Genomic DNA, 15,825 nt, shown 5'->3' on the forward strand with positions numbered 1-15,825 from the left:
CGTGCCGACACCCCAGGTGTCGGGATGCGGATGCGCCCCGACACACCGAGAGGACGCCTGTGACCGACCGGGATCACCACAGCGACGTGGGCGAGGCGCTGACGCTGCTCGTGGAGGGCCTCGCCCCGTACGTCACGGCGGGTCTGACCGTCCTGCTCCCCGAGGGCGCGAGCTGGACCGAGCTCCTGCGTCGCAAGGACGCCATCGCGGGCCGTCGTGACCGGGAGTACCACGAGCGGGACCTCGCCCTGCTGCTGCGGGCGATGACGGAGCGGCTCGGTGAGCTGGGCTACCCGTTCAGCCGCACGCTCTCGCGGCAGGGCCAGGCGTACGCGAGCGAGCTGCGTGACGTCCGCAACCGGTGGGCGCACCACGAGCCGTTCACCGCCGCCACCGCCTTCCGCGCGCTGGACTCCGCGGAGCTCCTGCTCCGGGAGATCGGCGCGGACCAGGCCGACGCCGTCGGTGCGCTCAAGTCCGGCCTGCTCCCGCCCCCGGACGCCGCGGCGACGACGACTCCCCTCGACACCGCCGACGACGACGGACCCGCGGCTCCCTCCGGCGGCACGACGATCCAGATCACGGCCCTGCCCGTCCTCAGCTACGCGATGGCGCACAGCCGCATCGGCGTCATCGACGAGATCACGGTGACCGGCGTCGCGGCCGAGGCGCGCGGGGCGTCGCTCGAGGTCGACGTCGTGTGCGCGACGGGGTCGCTCGGCGGGCCCAAGGTGCACCTCCTCGACCTCGCCGCGGGGCAGCCCACGATGCTGCGCTCCGTCGACCTCGTCCTCGACCCCGCGCGCATGCTCGCGGTCGACGAGCAGCAGCCGGGGCAGATCCGCACGGTGCTGCGCGACGCGGCCGGCACCGTCCTCGCGACCGGGTCCGTCGACGTGCAGATCCTCGCGTCGAACCAGTGGATGGCGCGCCCCCCGCACCTCGCGCTGGAGATGCTCGCCGCGCACGTGCAGCCGAACGCCGCGGCGATCGCGCCCCTGATGGTCGAGGCGTCGGACCTGCTGCGCGCTGCCACGGGGCGTTCCGCGCTCGACGGCTACCAGTCGGAGGACCCGGAGCGCGTCGACGCGACGGCCGCGGCGATCTACGACGCGATCCGGGCGCGCGACGTCCGGTACGCGGAGCCGCCCGCGTCGTGGGGCGACGTCGGGCAGAAGGTCCGGACGCCCGCCGAGGTGCTCGAGGGGCGCCTGGGCACCTGCCTGGACACGACCGTGACGTACGCGGCGGCGCTCGAGCAGGCCGGGATCAACCCGACGCTGTGGCTCTTCGCAGGGCACGTCCTCGTCGGCTACTGGCGGCAGGAGTCGACCCTCGGCATGGTCGCGACGCCCGACGTGGCGGACATCGTCAACCTCGTCGACCTGGGCCTCATCGGCCTCGTCGAGACGACGGCCCTCGCCGGAGGCGTCGAGTCGAAGACGTTCGACGTGGCACGTCGTGCGGGCAAGAACCGGCTCGCGGGCGACCTGTCGCAGGCCGTCGGCGTGACCGACGTCCGGCAGGCACGCCTCGCCCGGATCTTCCCGCTGCCCAGCCGCTCGGTCGGGGCGGACGGGCAGGTGGTGGTGCACGAGTACGCCGCCGGCGCCGGTCCGACGATCGAGGCGTACCGCGGTGCGCCGTCGCAGGGCACGGCCGACGACCGCCGGGACGTGCCCGCGCGCGTCAGCCGGTGGAAGAACTCCCTGCTCGACCTGAGCCTGCGCAACAGGCTCATCCACTACACGGACCGGGCCGGCTTCCGCCTCGAGGTGCCCGGGCAGGCGCTCGCGCGCCTGGAGGACCAGATCAGCGCGGGCGTGACGATCACGCTCGTCTCGTCGGACGCCGTCGCGGAGATCGACGCGGCGCGCGGCATCCGGTTCGGCCGGGACCTCCCCGAGGACACCCGCGAGGTCCTGCTGGCCGACAAGCGCGCCGCGTACATCGACATCACGTCGGCGTCGTACACGAGCAAGCTGCGGTACCTGACGTACAAGGCGAAGACGATCGTGGAGGAGACGGGCTCGAACAACCTGTACCTCGCGTTCGGGATGCTCAGCTGGCGGTTCAACGACCGCGACCTGCGCTCGCCTCTCGTGCTGGTGCCGGTGCAGCTCTCGACGACGAGCCGCGGCCAGACGTACCGCATCAAGCTCGACGAGGCGGGCGCGTCGACGCCCAACTACTGCCTGCTGGAGAAGCTGCGCGTCTCGTTCGGGCTCGAGATCCCGGGGCTGGCCGAGCCGGGTGAGGACTCGTCGGGCATCGACCTGCCGGCGGCGTTCGACGCGGTCCGGCGGGCCATCGCCGTGGCGGGCCTGCCGTTCCGCGTCGAGGAGACGGTCGACCTGGCGATCCTGCAGTTCGCCAAGTTCCCGCTGTGGAAGGACCTGGACCAGCACTGGGAGACGCTGACCGAGAACGCCCTGGTGCACCACCTCGTGCACACCCCGCTCGACGCCTTCATCGACCCCACGCCCCCGCCGCAGGACGTCGACCTCGACCTGCTCGGCGCCGCCGTCCCCGTCCCGGCCGACAGCTCGCAGCTCGAGGCTGTCGCCGACGCCGTCGCGGGGCGGACGTTCGTGCTCGAGGGTCCGCCCGGGACGGGCAAGTCGCAGACGATCACGAACCTGCTGGCGCGCGCGCTGGCCGAGGGGCGTCGCGTGCTGTTCGTCGCCGAGAAGCGCGCGGCGCTCGACGTCGTCAAGAAGCGGCTCGAGGCCGTGGGGCTGAGCCACCTGTCGCTCGACCTGCACGACAAGGGCGCGCGGCCCGCGGCGGTCCGGGCGCAGCTCCGCGCCGCGCTCGAGCTGCGCGCCACGCCCGACGTCGACGCGCTGCGGGCCGGTTCCGAGACCGCAGCCGCCGCCCGCCGACGCCTCGCCACGTACGCGGCGCGGCTGCACGAGCAGAACGCCGCCGGGCACTCCCTGTACTCGGCGCGCAGCTTCGAGCTCGCGTCCGAGCAGGCGATCACGCCGCTGGACGTCCCCGCCGCGCTCGTCGCCGCGGGCACTCCGGAGCAGCTCGACGAGGTCCGCAGCCTGCTGCGTGACCTGCCCGAGGTGGCCGATCTCGCGCGGCCCCGGCCGCGGCACCCGTGGCGGTTCGTCGACGTGCGGCCGGACGCACCGTTCGACGTCGCCGCCGTGCACGCCGCGGCGCTGCGCCTGGACGCCGCGATCGGTGGTGCGCTGGACGGCGGCCTGGAGCTGCCTCGGCTCGGTCGGCTGCGGTCAGCGGACGACGCGACGGCGTGGCTCCGGCTCGCCGACACGCCCCGGTACCCGCTCACGAGCATCGCCACGGTGCTCGACTCGACCTGGCGCCCGTACCTGCAGCGCGTGCGCGCGGGGGCCGACGCGTTGGCGGGCGGGACGGGCGCGTGGCGGCAGGTCGTCGCGCCGGCCGTCATGCAGCGTGACGTGGCCGCCATCCACGCGGCGGCGCTCGCGGCTGACGCGTCCGGGTTCTTCGGGCGCAAGAAGCGGCGCCGGGCGGTGCTCGCGCAGTTCGCAGACACGCTCGTCGTGCCGCCGTCGGAGGTGCCGCTCAAGCAGCTGTCGGACCTGACCGCGGACCTGGCGACGACGTACGCCCAGGTCACGGAGCTGCGCGCGCTCGTCACGCAGACCCCGCTCCCCTTCGCCGCCGACGGCTGGAACCCCGGCGACCCAGCGGCTGCGGCCTGGATGCGCGACAACGTCGACACGCTGACGTGGCTCGGTGAGGTGCTGGCCGTCGACGGCTCGGCGCTGCGCGACGACCTGCGCGCGTACTACTCGGGGACGCCGCAGGGGACGTCCGCCGCGGTGATCGCTGAGCTGGCTGACGCCTGGTCGGCGTTCGACGCCGCGGTGGCGGTGGACCGCTCGACGCTCGAGCGGTGGGCCGGGGACGACGGGTTCCTCACGGTCTGGTGGGTCACGCGCACCGACCGCCGTCTGGAGTCCGCCGCGACCCTCGAGCGGTGGGCGGACCTGGTCCGGCACGTCGAGCCGCTGCGCCGGCACGGCATGGACGCCGCCCGCACCGAGATCCTCGACGGCCGCGTCGCCCCTGACGACGCCGTCCTCGCCTTCGACCGCGGCGCCGCCCGCACGTCGCTGGCCGAGCGCGCCGAGGCGACCGCGCTCGGCGACTTCGACGTCGCCGCCCACAACCGGACGATCGAGCGCTTCACGCAGGCGACGCGCGCCGTGCGGGCCGAGCTGCCGCAGGCGATCCCCGACCAGGTCCTGGCGCTGCGCCGGTTCGATGTCACCTCCGGCGCCGGGCAGATCGGGGGGCTCGTCCGGCAGCTCAAGCGCGAGCGCGGCGGCATGACGGTGCGCGCGCTCATGGAGCACTACGGCGAGCTGATCACCGAGATCATGCCGTGCACGCTCATGAGCCCGGAGTCGGTCGCGCGGTTCTTCCCCGCGCGGCCCGGTCTGTTCGACGTCGTCGTGTTCGACGAGGCCTCGCAGATCCGCGTCGCCGACGCGATCGGGGCGATGGGGCGGGCGTCGTCCGTGGTCGTCGTCGGCGACAGCAAGCAGATGCCGCCCACGCAGGTCGCCGAGACGAGCGCGAGCGTCGAGGACGAGGAGGACGTCACGGTCGAGACCGTGGTCGACGAGGAGTCGATCCTCTCCGAGTGCGTCCAGTCGCGGGTGCCGAGCAAGTGGCTGTCGTGGCACTACCGCAGCCAGGACGAGTCGCTCATCGCGTTCAGCAACCGGCTGTACTACGAGGACCGCCTCTCGTCGTTCCCCGCACCTCTGCCCGGCGACACCCGGCAGCACCCCGCCGGGTACGGGATCTCGCTGGTCCGCGTCGACGGGAAGTTCGAGCGCTCCGGCAAGGGCAAGGCGCTGCGGACCAACCCCGTCGAGGCCGACGCGATCGTCGCGGACGTGCGGGCACGCTTCGCGGCGTCACCGGGCCGCGCGCCGTCGCTGGGTGTGATCACGTTCAACGCCCAGCAGCGCGACCTCATCGACAACCTGCTGCGCGACAGCGGCGACGACCGGATCGTCGCCGCGCTCGACGAGGCCGACGGCCTGTTCGTCAAGAACCTCGAGAACGTCCAGGGCGACGAGCGCGACTGCATCCTGTTCTCCGTCGCGTTCAGCGCGAACGACCGCGGTGTGGTGCCGCTGAACTTCGGGCCGCTGTCGAAGCCCGGTGGGGAGCGGCGGCTCAACGTCGCCGTCACGCGCGCCCGGCGGCAGGTGGTGCTGTACGCGAGCTTCGCGCCCGAGGCGCTGCGCGCGGAGGAGTCGACGCAGGTCGGCACCAAGCACCTGCGCGCGTACCTGGAGATGGCGGCACACGGCGTCGAGGTCGCGGCGGCGGACGGCCGACGACGCGGGATCGTGGACCACCACCGAGACGACCTGGCCGCCAAGCTGCGGCTCGCCGGGTACGCCGTGCGGACCGATGTCGGGCTGTCGGACTTCCGCGTCGACGTGTCGATCGCTGCTGCCGACGACCCCGACCAGCCGCTGGTCGCCGTCCTGCTCGACGGGCCGACGTGGCACGCGCGGCGGACCGTGGCCGACCGGGACGGGCTGCCGGTGGAGGTGCTGCAGGGGATCATGCGGTGGCCCGGGGTGGAGCGGGTGTGGCTGCCGGAGTGGGTGCAGCAGCGCGAGGAGACGCTGGCGCGGTTGGCGGGGGCGGTGGAGAGGGCGCGGGAGGTGGTGCGTGCGGCTGCGGCGGCGGTGGAGGGCGCGGACTTCGGGACGCCCGAGGTCGATGACCTGCAGGTCGGGACGGCGGACGCCGAGCCCTGGGGCGACGTCGTGGACGGGGTGATCGACGATGTGGTCGACGACGACGCGCCCATCACGGCCCTCGACGCCCCGGCGCCCGGCCCTCGCCGCCATCCCGCGGTGCGCGACCACGTGGAGTGGGCACCGGGTCGACTGGGGACGGTCGCGACGCTCGACGGGCTCGCGTCGGGCCGGACCGCGGCGGAGGTGCGCGCCGCGATCGTCGACGCCATCGCCGTCGAGGGGCCGATCCACCCCGACCGCCTGACGAAGATCGTGGCGGGCGCGTACGGGCTGGGGCGCGTCGGGGAGGAGCGGAAGGCGGCGATCACGCGGCTCGTGCCGGTGGAGAACCGGACTGCCGGGGACGACTTCTACTGGCCGGCGGGGGTCTCGCCCCAGGCATGGCTCGACGTGCGGCGTGCGGCTTCCGGGGTGAGCCGGCCCGTCGAGGAGGTGTCGCTCGTGGAGATCGCGAACGCCATGCGCGTGGCCGCCGAGGAGACCGGTGGGGCGTCGGCGGACGAGCTCAAGCGCCGGGCGCTGCTGATGTTCGGTGGGAAGCGGGTGACCGAGGCGATCGGGAAGCGGCTGGATGCGGGGCTCGAGGTCGCGGTGGAGTGGGGGCGAGTGCAGGTGCGGGGGGCGGGGATGTACGTGAGCGGGGGGTGAACGCGTGCGCGCCATGAGGTCCCTCCTGCGTGCAACCGCTGGTCCATCTGGGTGGCCTGTGGATGCCCGGTCTCGGGCCGGATCCGATTGCGGCTACGGTGCGGGCGTCCGTTTTGTCCGATCGGCAGGGGGCCGTAGTGACGTCTGCTGTCGTCGAGGAGCGCCCGGCGGGTGCTGCGCCGCCGCGTGAATGGTGGCAGGTCTGGGCGCAGCGTCGCGCGCAGTGGTGGGCGGGGCGTCCGGTGCTGGCGGCGCGGTGGGTCAAGGTCCGGGCGGTCGGGCTGTGGGTCGCTCTGGTGTGGGTGCTGGGGCTGTTCGTGTTCGTGCCGGAGGTCCGGTTCGGGCTGCGGGCGTGGCTGGGGTGCGTGTGGGTCGTGGTCGCGTGGTACTTCCTGGCGCGCACGAAGTCGTTGACGTGGACCGGGTACCTGCGTTTCTTCACGGCGTGCGTGGTGTGGTCCTTCGTGGTCGGGCTGGTCTCGAGGTGGTTGACCACGGTGGTCCTCGATCTGCACGTCTCGCAGGACGGTCCGTCCGTGATGATCGCCGCGATCACCGAGGAGACCCTCAAGCTGGTGCCGTTGGCAGTGGTGGCGCTGCTCGCCCCGCGGCGGGCCGCGCGATTCGCGGTGGTGGACTGGTTGCTGCTGGGGCTGGCCGGCGGGACGGCGTTCCTGCTGGTCGAGGAGTCCCTACGGCGTCTGGCCCTGGCGATCGGCAAGGCAGGCATCGGGTTCTCCTCCCAGCGTCTGCCCGAGGATTTCGACCAGTTCGGGCTGTGGCCAGTCCCGGTCGCGGTCAACGACCGGGTCCAGGAGTTCGCCGGGCACGGGATCGTGACCGCGGTCGTGGCCGCGTGGGTCGGGCTGGGCATCGCAGCGGTGCGCGCGGTGCGAGGACGCGACGATCGCGTGGCGCTGGGGGTGCGGGTCGGTGCGGTCCTCGTGCCGGTGATCGCGTTGCTGGTGGCGGTCGCGGACCACGCGGCCTACAACGGCGGTGACCGGGCCGGGCGGTGGCTGGACCCCCAGCTGACGCACGTGCCGTGGTTGCTGCGTGCGACCTGGTCGGCGTTCGGGCACGGGAACCACCGACCGGCGCTGCTGGTGGTGCTGCTGGTCCTCGCGCTGGTCGTCGACGCCGGCCGGCTGGCCCGGCTGCCTGCCGCGGCGCTGGTCGTCGTGCCGCGCCCTGGGTGGGTCGATGCGTGCGCCACGCGGGTCGGGCAGTGGACGCGCACGTGGCCCGATCCCCTGCGCGCCTGGGCGCACGCGGTCGGGTTCGCGGTCCCCGGCGCGCTGTGGGTGATCGCACGTGACCTGCGCACCGCCGTGGCCGGCTTCGCCAAGGGACCAGCCCAGTCCCGACGCGCGGCGGCACAGCAGGGCGCCACAGCGCTGGCAGCCCAGCGCGCGGCACGTGAGCTGGGCTACGAGACCATGGCCCACCCCGTGGACCCGTCGCGGCGCCGGACCCTGGCTGCTGGGGCGCTGCTCGCGCTGCTCGCAGCCGGCCTGGTCCTGGCACCGCTCGCCGCGTCCCGGATGGAGAGGGTCTACGAGCTCGGGTTCTGGCTGGCGGGGATCCTGGGCCGCGTCGATGACTGGTGGCACGGCCAACCCCTATGGATGCAGGTCGCCATCGGCGTGGGCATCGCCGCGCTGATCGCGCTGTCCGGGGGGTCCCTGGCCCTGGCCATGGGCATCTCCGGGGTCCTGACCTGGGGACTGGACAAGTCCGCCGGCATCGCGACGTTCGTCCGCGACCCCGACCAGGCCACCCGCGACTACCTCCTGACGGCCACGCCCACCCAGCTCGCCCTCGACACCCTCGGGTTTGTCCTGACATTCGGTCCCGGAGCCTTCGGCGGCGCGGTCCTGGGCAGGGGTGTGCGTACCGTCGCCGACGACGTCGTCGCCGACCCCGCCGCGTGGCTCGCGTGGCAGCGTGCCTTGCTGCGTGAGGCCCCCGAGGCTGGGGAAGTGAGCGTCGAGGCGGTGCTCGGAATGCGAGCCGCTGTCGGAGATACAGCGGGTCTTGCGGCTGACCCCAGCGCGGCTCGAGCGTGGGTTCGTCACAGGGCGGATGCCGTCAGCAGCCTGGAGCGAGCCACTGGCACTACTCCTGCCAAGGCGCCGACACTGCGCCAGTTCGCTGATCAGGATCTCGCGACCCCGACGCCTGGGGATGGCCCGGTCGTCTTCGCGGCACGACCGGACCTCACCGCCGACGAGCTAGCGCAGCTGACGAGTTACGTGGACGGCGCCAACGCTGCGCGTCTCGAGGGGATGCTCTCCCCATCTGGCCGCGTCAGCACTCAGGGCGCTTTGCGCGTTGAGGCGTCCGCTGCGGCTGCGGCTGAGCGCGCCAGGGCAGTTGCCTCGGGCACTCCGTACGCAGGGCAAGTCGGACATGTGCCGGACACGACGTGGACGGGCACGGCTGTCGGTCGTGAGTGGCACGATCAGCTCCAGCGCGTCAATGCGAGCCTGGGAGGATCGTCGCGGGGATACCCGCTCGGCTATCGCCCCACGATCTTCCAGGTCAAGTTCATCGACGGGCGCTTGCACCCGCAGATCATCGGAGGCTGAGACGTGGATGAGATCCGCTGGAATGTGCTGCTAGGGCAGTTGGGGATCGTGACAACCCAGCTTGCTCAGGTTGCGCCCGCGGTCTACCCGCTGTCCGCCCCGGGCATGGGCGCCAATGACGAAACTCTCGCCGGCGCGGAGCGCCGCCTCGGGCACCCCCTCGACCCGCAGTACCGCCAGCTGCTGGGCTACGGAGACGGTTGGCCGGCAGCGTTCCTCGACGGGGACATGCTGGGGACTCGAGACCTCGGGCATGGCCCGCTGTGGGATCGCGGCGTGACGGCACTCGATCTGTTCTACGAGTCCGGTCCTGTCGACGAGCTGCCTGACCGAGCTCAGCTCTACCCAATATTTGTGGCGCCGTACCAGCAGGACGTGATGGCGCTGCGACTTGATGGGCCGCTGACGAACGGTGGTCACGAGGTTCTGTGGTTCGCGAACGAGCTCGTCGACCGCTGGCCGAACGTCCACGAGTGGTGGCTCGGCTGCACCGAGATCGCCCGCCAGACGCTCGCGTACGTGGTTCGCCAGCAGCAGCAGTAGCGGGTACGCCACCACGCGGATCCGGCGGTGTGATTGCGGGTCGCCGCGGGGGTGGCATCCACGGGGCCCGCTGCTCGCTCTGGCTGAGGACGAAGACGACGACGTCCGGGCGGCTGGCACGGCGGCGCTCAGGGCGCCGCGGGAGGCTTCGAAACGAGAGCGGTCTGGGCCAGACTGCGGAGATGCTGCAGCGACGCGCAGCGGACCGCCAATGATCGACGAGGATCTCGCGGACACCGTGTCGAGCGCGCTCGCGAACGGGCTCATCGGACTCGTGAGTTCGCAACGAAGGGACCGTGATGTCCGAGGTCTTGTACACGACCCGCTGGAACGACCTGACGCGTCGACCTGTCGCGGGGCACGGCTGGCTCACCCCCGACGAGGCGCGACGCCGGTACACCGACGAGGCGCTGGGTCTGGAGATCGTCGACGCGAGCGCCCGTGACGAGGAAGGCACACCACGGCCGCTGTGGGTCATCGGGGCCTACGGACGGTTCCGCGTCCAACTGTTCACGCCCGGTGGTGCGGTGGCCCGCTCCGTCGACTGGGACCTCGTCGACGGGCGCCTGTGGCGTTGGGTCACGGTGGAGTACGTCTACCCCGACGACCACACCCCGTACCTGGAGTCCCACGCGACACTGGAGCTCACGACGACAGCACGCCCTGACGGTGCCGCCTCGTTCTCCGTTCGCGACGAGGCGTCGGGCGAGACGCATGTGACGCAGTTCGCCGACGTCGCCACGGACGGCTACTGGCTCGACGTGCCCGTGTTCGGGGAGTGGGGGCCGATCGTCAACGCCACCCTCGGGGCGACCCCGGGCGCACCGTCGTGACCAGCGCTGTCTAACGCTCGTCGGCACCAGCTCCGCGGTCACCTGTCCAGCCCGGGAGCGTCGAGCTCGAGGGGCGCTCCAGACCCTTTGCCGTCGCTGGGCGAAAGCCCGCAATGGGTTTTCGGCTACGACGCCGACGCCGGCGTCATCGTCAGGGAGAGCGTTCCGCACAACCCGCCCGGAGGGCTTTGATGCAGCAGGTGCTGTACACCACGCGGTGGAACCGTCTGACGCGCAAGCCGACGTTGGGCCATTCGTGGCTCACGGAGGAGGACGCGCGGCGCCGCTACGACAACGGGGAAGGGCTCGAGATCGTCGACGCGGCCGTACGGGACGCCGACGGAACGCCGCGGCCCGTCTGGTTCGTCGGTGCCTACGGTCGGTTCCGGGTGCAGCTGTTCCTTCCCGGCGGGTCTGTCGCTCGGAACGTGGACTGGGACCTCGTCGAAGGTCGGCTGTGGCGGTGGGTCACAACCGAGTACCTCTACCCCGACGAGGACACGCAGCACCCGATGTCGGAAGCCACCACTGTCGTCGAGACGACGACCCGACACGACGGCACCGCCTCCGTGACAGTCAGCGACGAGTCGGGGCAGACGCACGCCACGCAGTTCGCCGACGTCGCCACAGACGGCTACTGGCTCGACGTGCCCGTCTTTGGAGAGTGGGGGCCGATCGTGAACGCCACCCTCGGGGCGACCCCGGGAGCACCGGCGTGACAGCGTGACGAGCGCTGTTGAACGCTCGTCGGCACCACCCCCGCGGCCACCTGTTCAGCCCCGGGAGCGTTGATGATGTACTGGCTTCACCCGGTCGTAGAAGGCGACCTCGGCCCTGTCGACTACGACATCACCCGCGAGCGGCAGTTGCTTGCCGAGCTCGTCTACGAGTTCGATGACTGGTGCGGCGATGACATCGTCCAGACGTCGGGGCCTCAGATCCCACAAGGTCGGTGCTGTCCTGGGCCCTGACGCGGTCATGGAGCACGTGACGAGCAATGCGAGGGCTGCACGATTCCTGGAGTCACGGACGATCGAGCTGGGTATCCGCGGTGACGTTCGACTGGTCCCGTGAACGGAGGGGATCCGACATGCTCGACCTGACCGTCGCCATCCCGGCCGGGGCGTACCGGATCCCCGAGAGCCGTCTCTCGGCGGCGCTGCGGGCGCAGTGGCCGCACACCGTCGTCGTCCGCGCGACAGGGCGCGTGGCCACCTACAACACCGGACAGTGGCAGGTCTTCCCGGAGGTCGGCGCGCCTGTGCTCGCGCTCCTGCGGCTGCACACCGCAGGTGACGCCGTGGACATCGAGGTCGCGGACCGACACGTGGCGGCGCAGCTCGTGTCGATGCTGACGTGCTTACCCGGCTTCCCCTCCAGTGGTGAGGCACTCCTCTTCGAGTGGGCACCGTCCGGTCCGGCGGCGCTGACGGCCGCGATGAGCCCCGAGGAGGTGCTTGCCCTTCGATGAGGGCCGAACCGCTCCTGCTGCGGTTGCTCGAGTTCGTCGTCGGGCGCGCTCACCGCAGGTGACCGGAGGCTGACGCCCCGAAGGCTGCAGCTCGCTGGTGATCAGGTCATCGGAGGAAGGGCGTCGTCGAGCTCACGACCAACAGCCGGGCCGCTGCCGAGTTCGTCGAGGCTCGCACGACGGCGATCGGCGTTCGTGGATATGTCCGCTCACCGGATAGGCGACGAGGAGTACGTGATGGCTGATGTTCTCGTAGCGATTCTCGAAGGGCCGGTGTTCGATGTCGCCGATCTGGAGAGCGGAGCACGCCAAGAATGGCGCACCGTCGATTTCACGGCCTCGACAGGCGAGAGGCGGAGTTCTTCGACAGGTCAGCTGGAGGTCGAGAAGGAAGGCCGGAGCGCGCGCATCGTCATGCTCGTCGGTGGCGAAGGCCTGGGCATCGAGGGTGATGACGACCTTGTTGCCGACGTCCTCGCGTGGCTCGCGCAACGCGTCCCGGTCCTGGACGGTGCTCTCGTCGTCGTCACGGACTGGGCTGCCGAGCCGCTAGAGCTCACCCCTGGCACAGAGGTCGACGAACTACGATCCTGGCGCCTCTGAGTGATCTCGCGCGAGCGCGCACAGCCGGCCAGGAGGGCGACGAGCGCGACTCGTCACGTCCCGACCCTTGTGACGACCGCGTCACGCGTTCAATCTCTCGTGATCGATTGACGAGTGTTAACATGCGTCATATGCGAACTGAGGCTCCGGCACTGGTACCGATCTTCCGGTCGGCTCTGCAGGCACGTCTCCTCCTGCACATCTTGACCAGCGACAAGCCCGCCACCGCCGCGGACCTGGCGCGCGTCCTCGACGCACCCGAGCCCACGGTCTCCCGCGAGGTGCGTCGCCTGCTCGACTCCGGTCTGATCGCCGGTGTGCGGATCGGCCGCGCGACCGTGGTAAGCCCCGCCGTGGACAACCCCGCCACCGCGCCCCTGCGTCAGCTGCTGATCGTGACCTATGGCCCCGCCCGGTTGATCGAGCAGGCTCTGGCGGGCGTCGACGGCATCGAGGCCGCCTACGTGCACGGGTCCTGGGCCGCGCGGTACCAGGGCGAGGCGGGCAAGGCGCCCGGCGACGTCGATGTCCTCATCGTCGGCCAGCCCTCCCGCGCTCAGGTCGATGTCGCTCTCGACGGCCTCGAGCACCGGCTGGCACGCGAGGTCAATGTCACCTACGTGAGCCCGCAGCGCTGGCGCGACGCGGACGAGCCATTCATCGCGGCCGTCCGTGAACGTCCCCTTGTCGAGCTGCACGTGGGCCGCCACGAACAGGCGGCCGCCTCGTGAACCCGTGGGCTCAGGGCCGCGCGACGGTCGACCAGCTGATTGCCGCCGGCACCGTCGAGCGAGTCCCAGCCGATCTCGAGGCGGCGCGAGCGCTCGTGAACAAGTCGCGGGTGCACCTGCAGTCGGCCGCGCTGCTCGCCGACGCCGATGTCGATCTCGCGTACGACGCCCTGCACGCAGCGAACCGCAAAGCACTGACCGCTGTCCTGCTCGCCCAGGGCCTGCGCCCCACCCGGGCAGGAGGACACATCGCGGTGTACGACGCTGTCCGGGCCCAGCTCGATCCGCCGATGGGCAACACTCTGGCGCCGTACTCGAGGATCCGTCGCGCACGCAACGCCGGCGACTACCTCGACCAGCTTCCGGCCACGGGTGACGACGTGCGAGGCGATCTGCCGCTGTGCGAGGCGATCGTCGACGCCGCCGACAGGGTCCTGGGGAAGATGCCGCCCTACTGAACGGCTCGCGGCGGCGGCTCCCGCGGGCGCCTGACTACCGGTCAGGGGTGCGAGGACGCTGCGAGCAGCGTGCGGGCTCGCTCGTACTTCGCCACCAGACGCCGGCGCGTGTCCTCGTCGAGCACGGCAAGGCGCGCCGGGTCGGTGTTGTCGGCCAGGTCCGCGTGCTTGACGGCGATCGCGATCGGGTCGCGGTTCACGCCGGCGAAGTAGTCCTCGACGCTCTGCCCGGGCACCTTGCTGAGGGCGACGACCGCCGCGACGACGTCGTCGGGAATGCCCGCGGCACGTAGGTGGTCGGGCGTGATGCCGGCGTCCTCGACGACGTCGTGCAACCACGCCGCGGCGATGACGCGCTCGTCGCCGCCTGCGGCCGCTGCGTGCGCGGCGACGCGGGTCGGGTGACCGATGTACGGGGCGCCGACCTTGTCGACCTGGCCGCGGTGGGCGTCGGTGGCGATCTCGCGGGCGGTGGTGACGAGGTCCGTCATGGCGTCGTCCTCTCTGCGGTATGCCGCGTGCGTGCGGGGCCCCGGCGGCCGGCGGTGACGCCGACCGGAGGTCAGGCCGGCAGCACGTACCAATACATGAGCAAGTAGTGCAGGGCTGCGGCGACCACGACCATCAGGTGCCAGATCTCGTGGAAGCCGAACACCCCGGGCACCGGGTTGGGCCGCTCGACGACGAAGATCACGAAACCGACGCTGTAGATCACCCCACCGGCGGCCATCAGCGCGTAGGCGCCCCACGGCAGGGAGACCCCCGCGCCCACGAGCAGCACCGGCATCCAGCCCAGCACGATGTACAGGGTGTTGGTCAGGTGCTTGGGCAGGTCGCGGCGCAGCGAGCGCAGGACGATCCCCGCGGCCGCGACGAGCCACACCGCCCCCAGCACCGTCCACCCGTAGGTGTTGCGGAACAGCACCAGCACCAGCGGCGTGACGGACCCGGCGATCAGCAGGAACACCGAGTCGTAGTCGAGCGTGCGCAGCACCTCGTCGACCCGCGGGCTGCGGTCCAGGCCGTGGTGCAGGGTGCTCGACGCGAAGAGCATGAGCACCGAGAAGCCGTAGACGCCGAAGCCCACGATCTTCCACGGGTCCCCCTGGGCGCCTGCCTGCGTGATCAGCAGCGCCGACCCGACCAGCGCGAAGCACGTCGCGGCCAGGTGGGAGACGGTGTTGATCCGCTCGTCGGTGACGTGGACGCTGCCGTCCTTGCTCAGTGCCCTCGTCTCCACCCGGCCAGCGTAGGTGTCGGCCTGACGGCGCACCTGGGACCGGTCCCGTCACGACCACACGCGATAGCAGTCGCGCTATCGTCACACCATGAGCGACTTCCACGGCGCCGAGCTGCGAGCCCGTCGGACGCGCCTCGGGCTCACCCAACGTGAGCTCGCGGCTCGGTCCGGGGTCGCTCAGCCCGCCATCGCGGCCGCCGAGACCGGACGTCGCGGCATCGGCCCCGAGGGGTGGGCCAGGCTCGAGGCGGCACTGCGCGTCCGCCCGTCCACCGTGCTCGACCGCCACCGCGCGGCGGTCCGCGCGGCCGTCGCCCGGCACCACGGTCACGACGCGCTGGTCATCGGCTCGGTCGCCCGAGGTGAGGACACCCCGGACTCCGACGTCGACCTCATGATCACCTTCGACGACGGAACCGACCTCGTCGACGTCCTCGACCTCACCGACGAGCTCGAGCAGCTGCTGGGGACGAAGGTGGACGTCGTCTCCGGCCGCGTGGTCGGGGCAGTCAGCGCACATGCCCGTCGCGACGCGGTTCCTCTGTGATGACGTCGGACAAGGTCGCTCGTCTTCTGGGCGACCTCGTGACCATGGGTGAGGACGCAGCACACGTCGTGAGCCTCGGCCAGGACGCCTACCTCGCGGACGACGCCCAGGGTCGGCTGCTGCGCAACGCGGGAGAACGCATCGTCATCAAGGTCTCGACGGTCGTCGAGAGACTGCCCGACGACTTCAAGGTGGACCACCCGCACGTCGAATGGGTCAAGATCCAACGGATGCGCAATCTCATCGCGCACCACTACGACAGGGTGCAGGCAGACTTCGTGTGGGCGACGCTCGCGCACCGCATCCCCGGGCTCATCGAGAACGTGGTGGGACGCCGGAGCTGACGGCCGCTTGCGGACCGCTGTGCC

Annotated in this window: 13 protein-coding genes; 11 read left to right on the forward strand and 2 right to left on the reverse strand. The window is 71.7% G+C overall.

The features are described 5' to 3' along the window. Positions 1 to 59 precede the first annotated feature (59 nt). The 9 genes from OKX07_RS18670 (at position 60) to OKX07_RS18710 (ending at position 13,670) form a co-directional block, all read left to right on the forward strand. On the forward strand, positions 60 to 6,440 hold the full coding sequence (locus OKX07_RS18670) for a DUF3320 domain-containing protein (RefSeq protein ID WP_265629501.1): 6,381 nt from the start codon (positions 60 to 62) through the stop codon (positions 6,438 to 6,440). A gap of 29 nt (positions 6,441 to 6,469) precedes the next feature. Beyond that, complete coding sequence (locus OKX07_RS18675) at positions 6,470 to 9,031, forward strand: hypothetical protein (RefSeq protein ID WP_265629502.1); 2,562 nt, start codon at positions 6,470 to 6,472, stop codon at positions 9,029 to 9,031. A gap of 3 nt (positions 9,032 to 9,034) precedes the next feature. Continuing rightward, positions 9,035 to 9,574 (forward strand): hypothetical protein, encoded by a 540-nt coding sequence (locus OKX07_RS18680; RefSeq protein ID WP_265629503.1) that lies wholly within the window; start codon positions 9,035 to 9,037, stop codon positions 9,572 to 9,574. Positions 9,575 to 9,873: 299 nt separating this feature from the next. Next, entirely contained in the window at positions 9,874 to 10,407 is a 534-nt protein-coding gene (locus OKX07_RS18685; protein ID WP_265629504.1) for a hypothetical protein, read from the forward strand. Positions 10,408 to 10,598: 191 nt separating this feature from the next. Continuing rightward, positions 10,599 to 11,126 (forward strand): hypothetical protein, encoded by a 528-nt coding sequence (locus OKX07_RS18690; RefSeq protein ID WP_265629505.1) that lies wholly within the window; start codon positions 10,599 to 10,601, stop codon positions 11,124 to 11,126. A gap of 371 nt (positions 11,127 to 11,497) precedes the next feature. Beyond that, positions 11,498 to 11,878 (forward strand): hypothetical protein, encoded by a 381-nt coding sequence (locus tag OKX07_RS18695; protein WP_265629506.1) that lies wholly within the window; start codon positions 11,498 to 11,500, stop codon positions 11,876 to 11,878. 237 nt (positions 11,879 to 12,115) lie between these two features. Beyond that, positions 12,116 to 12,481 carry a hypothetical protein gene (locus OKX07_RS18700; protein WP_265629507.1) on the forward strand — a complete coding sequence of 122 codons (366 nt, stop codon included), beginning with the start codon at positions 12,116 to 12,118 and terminating at the stop codon, positions 12,479 to 12,481. Between the two features lie 122 nt (positions 12,482 to 12,603). Continuing rightward, entirely contained in the window at positions 12,604 to 13,212 is a 609-nt protein-coding gene (locus OKX07_RS18705; protein WP_265629508.1) for a winged helix-turn-helix domain-containing protein, read from the forward strand. Beyond that, complete coding sequence (locus tag OKX07_RS18710) at positions 13,209 to 13,670, forward strand: hypothetical protein (RefSeq protein ID WP_265629509.1); 462 nt, start codon at positions 13,209 to 13,211, stop codon at positions 13,668 to 13,670. The genes OKX07_RS18705 and OKX07_RS18710 overlap by 4 nt, the downstream gene beginning before the upstream one ends. A gap of 41 nt (positions 13,671 to 13,711) precedes the next feature. Here OKX07_RS18710 and OKX07_RS18715 read toward each other — a convergent pair whose 3' ends face one another. Together OKX07_RS18715 and trhA are read right to left on the reverse strand one after the other, a co-directional pair. Then, positions 13,712 to 14,161: an HD domain-containing protein gene (locus OKX07_RS18715; protein WP_265629510.1), complete on the reverse strand. Its 450-nt coding sequence runs from the start codon at positions 14,159 to 14,161 to the stop codon at positions 13,712 to 13,714. A gap of 71 nt (positions 14,162 to 14,232) precedes the next feature. Next, positions 14,233 to 14,910 carry a PAQR family membrane homeostasis protein TrhA gene (trhA, locus tag OKX07_RS18720; protein WP_265629511.1) on the reverse strand — a complete coding sequence of 226 codons (678 nt, stop codon included), beginning with the start codon at positions 14,908 to 14,910 and terminating at the stop codon, positions 14,233 to 14,235. Positions 14,911 to 14,998: 88 nt separating this feature from the next. Between trhA and OKX07_RS18725 the strand changes: the two genes are divergently transcribed. Both OKX07_RS18725 and OKX07_RS18730 read left to right on the forward strand, forming a co-directional pair. Beyond that, on the forward strand, positions 14,999 to 15,457 hold the full coding sequence (locus OKX07_RS18725; RefSeq protein ID WP_265629512.1) for a helix-turn-helix domain-containing protein: 459 nt from the start codon (positions 14,999 to 15,001) through the stop codon (positions 15,455 to 15,457). 68 nt (positions 15,458 to 15,525) lie between these two features. Beyond that, the gene (locus OKX07_RS18730; RefSeq protein WP_265629513.1) at positions 15,526 to 15,801 is read left to right on the forward strand and encodes a DUF86 domain-containing protein; all 276 of its coding nucleotides are present in this window, start codon (positions 15,526 to 15,528) and stop codon (positions 15,799 to 15,801) included. Positions 15,802 to 15,825: the final 24 nt, after the last annotated feature.

The sequence above is a fragment of the Cellulomonas sp. S1-8 genome (assembly GCF_026184235.1).
Taxonomy (GTDB): Bacteria; Actinomycetota; Actinomycetes; order Actinomycetales; family Cellulomonadaceae; genus Cellulomonas.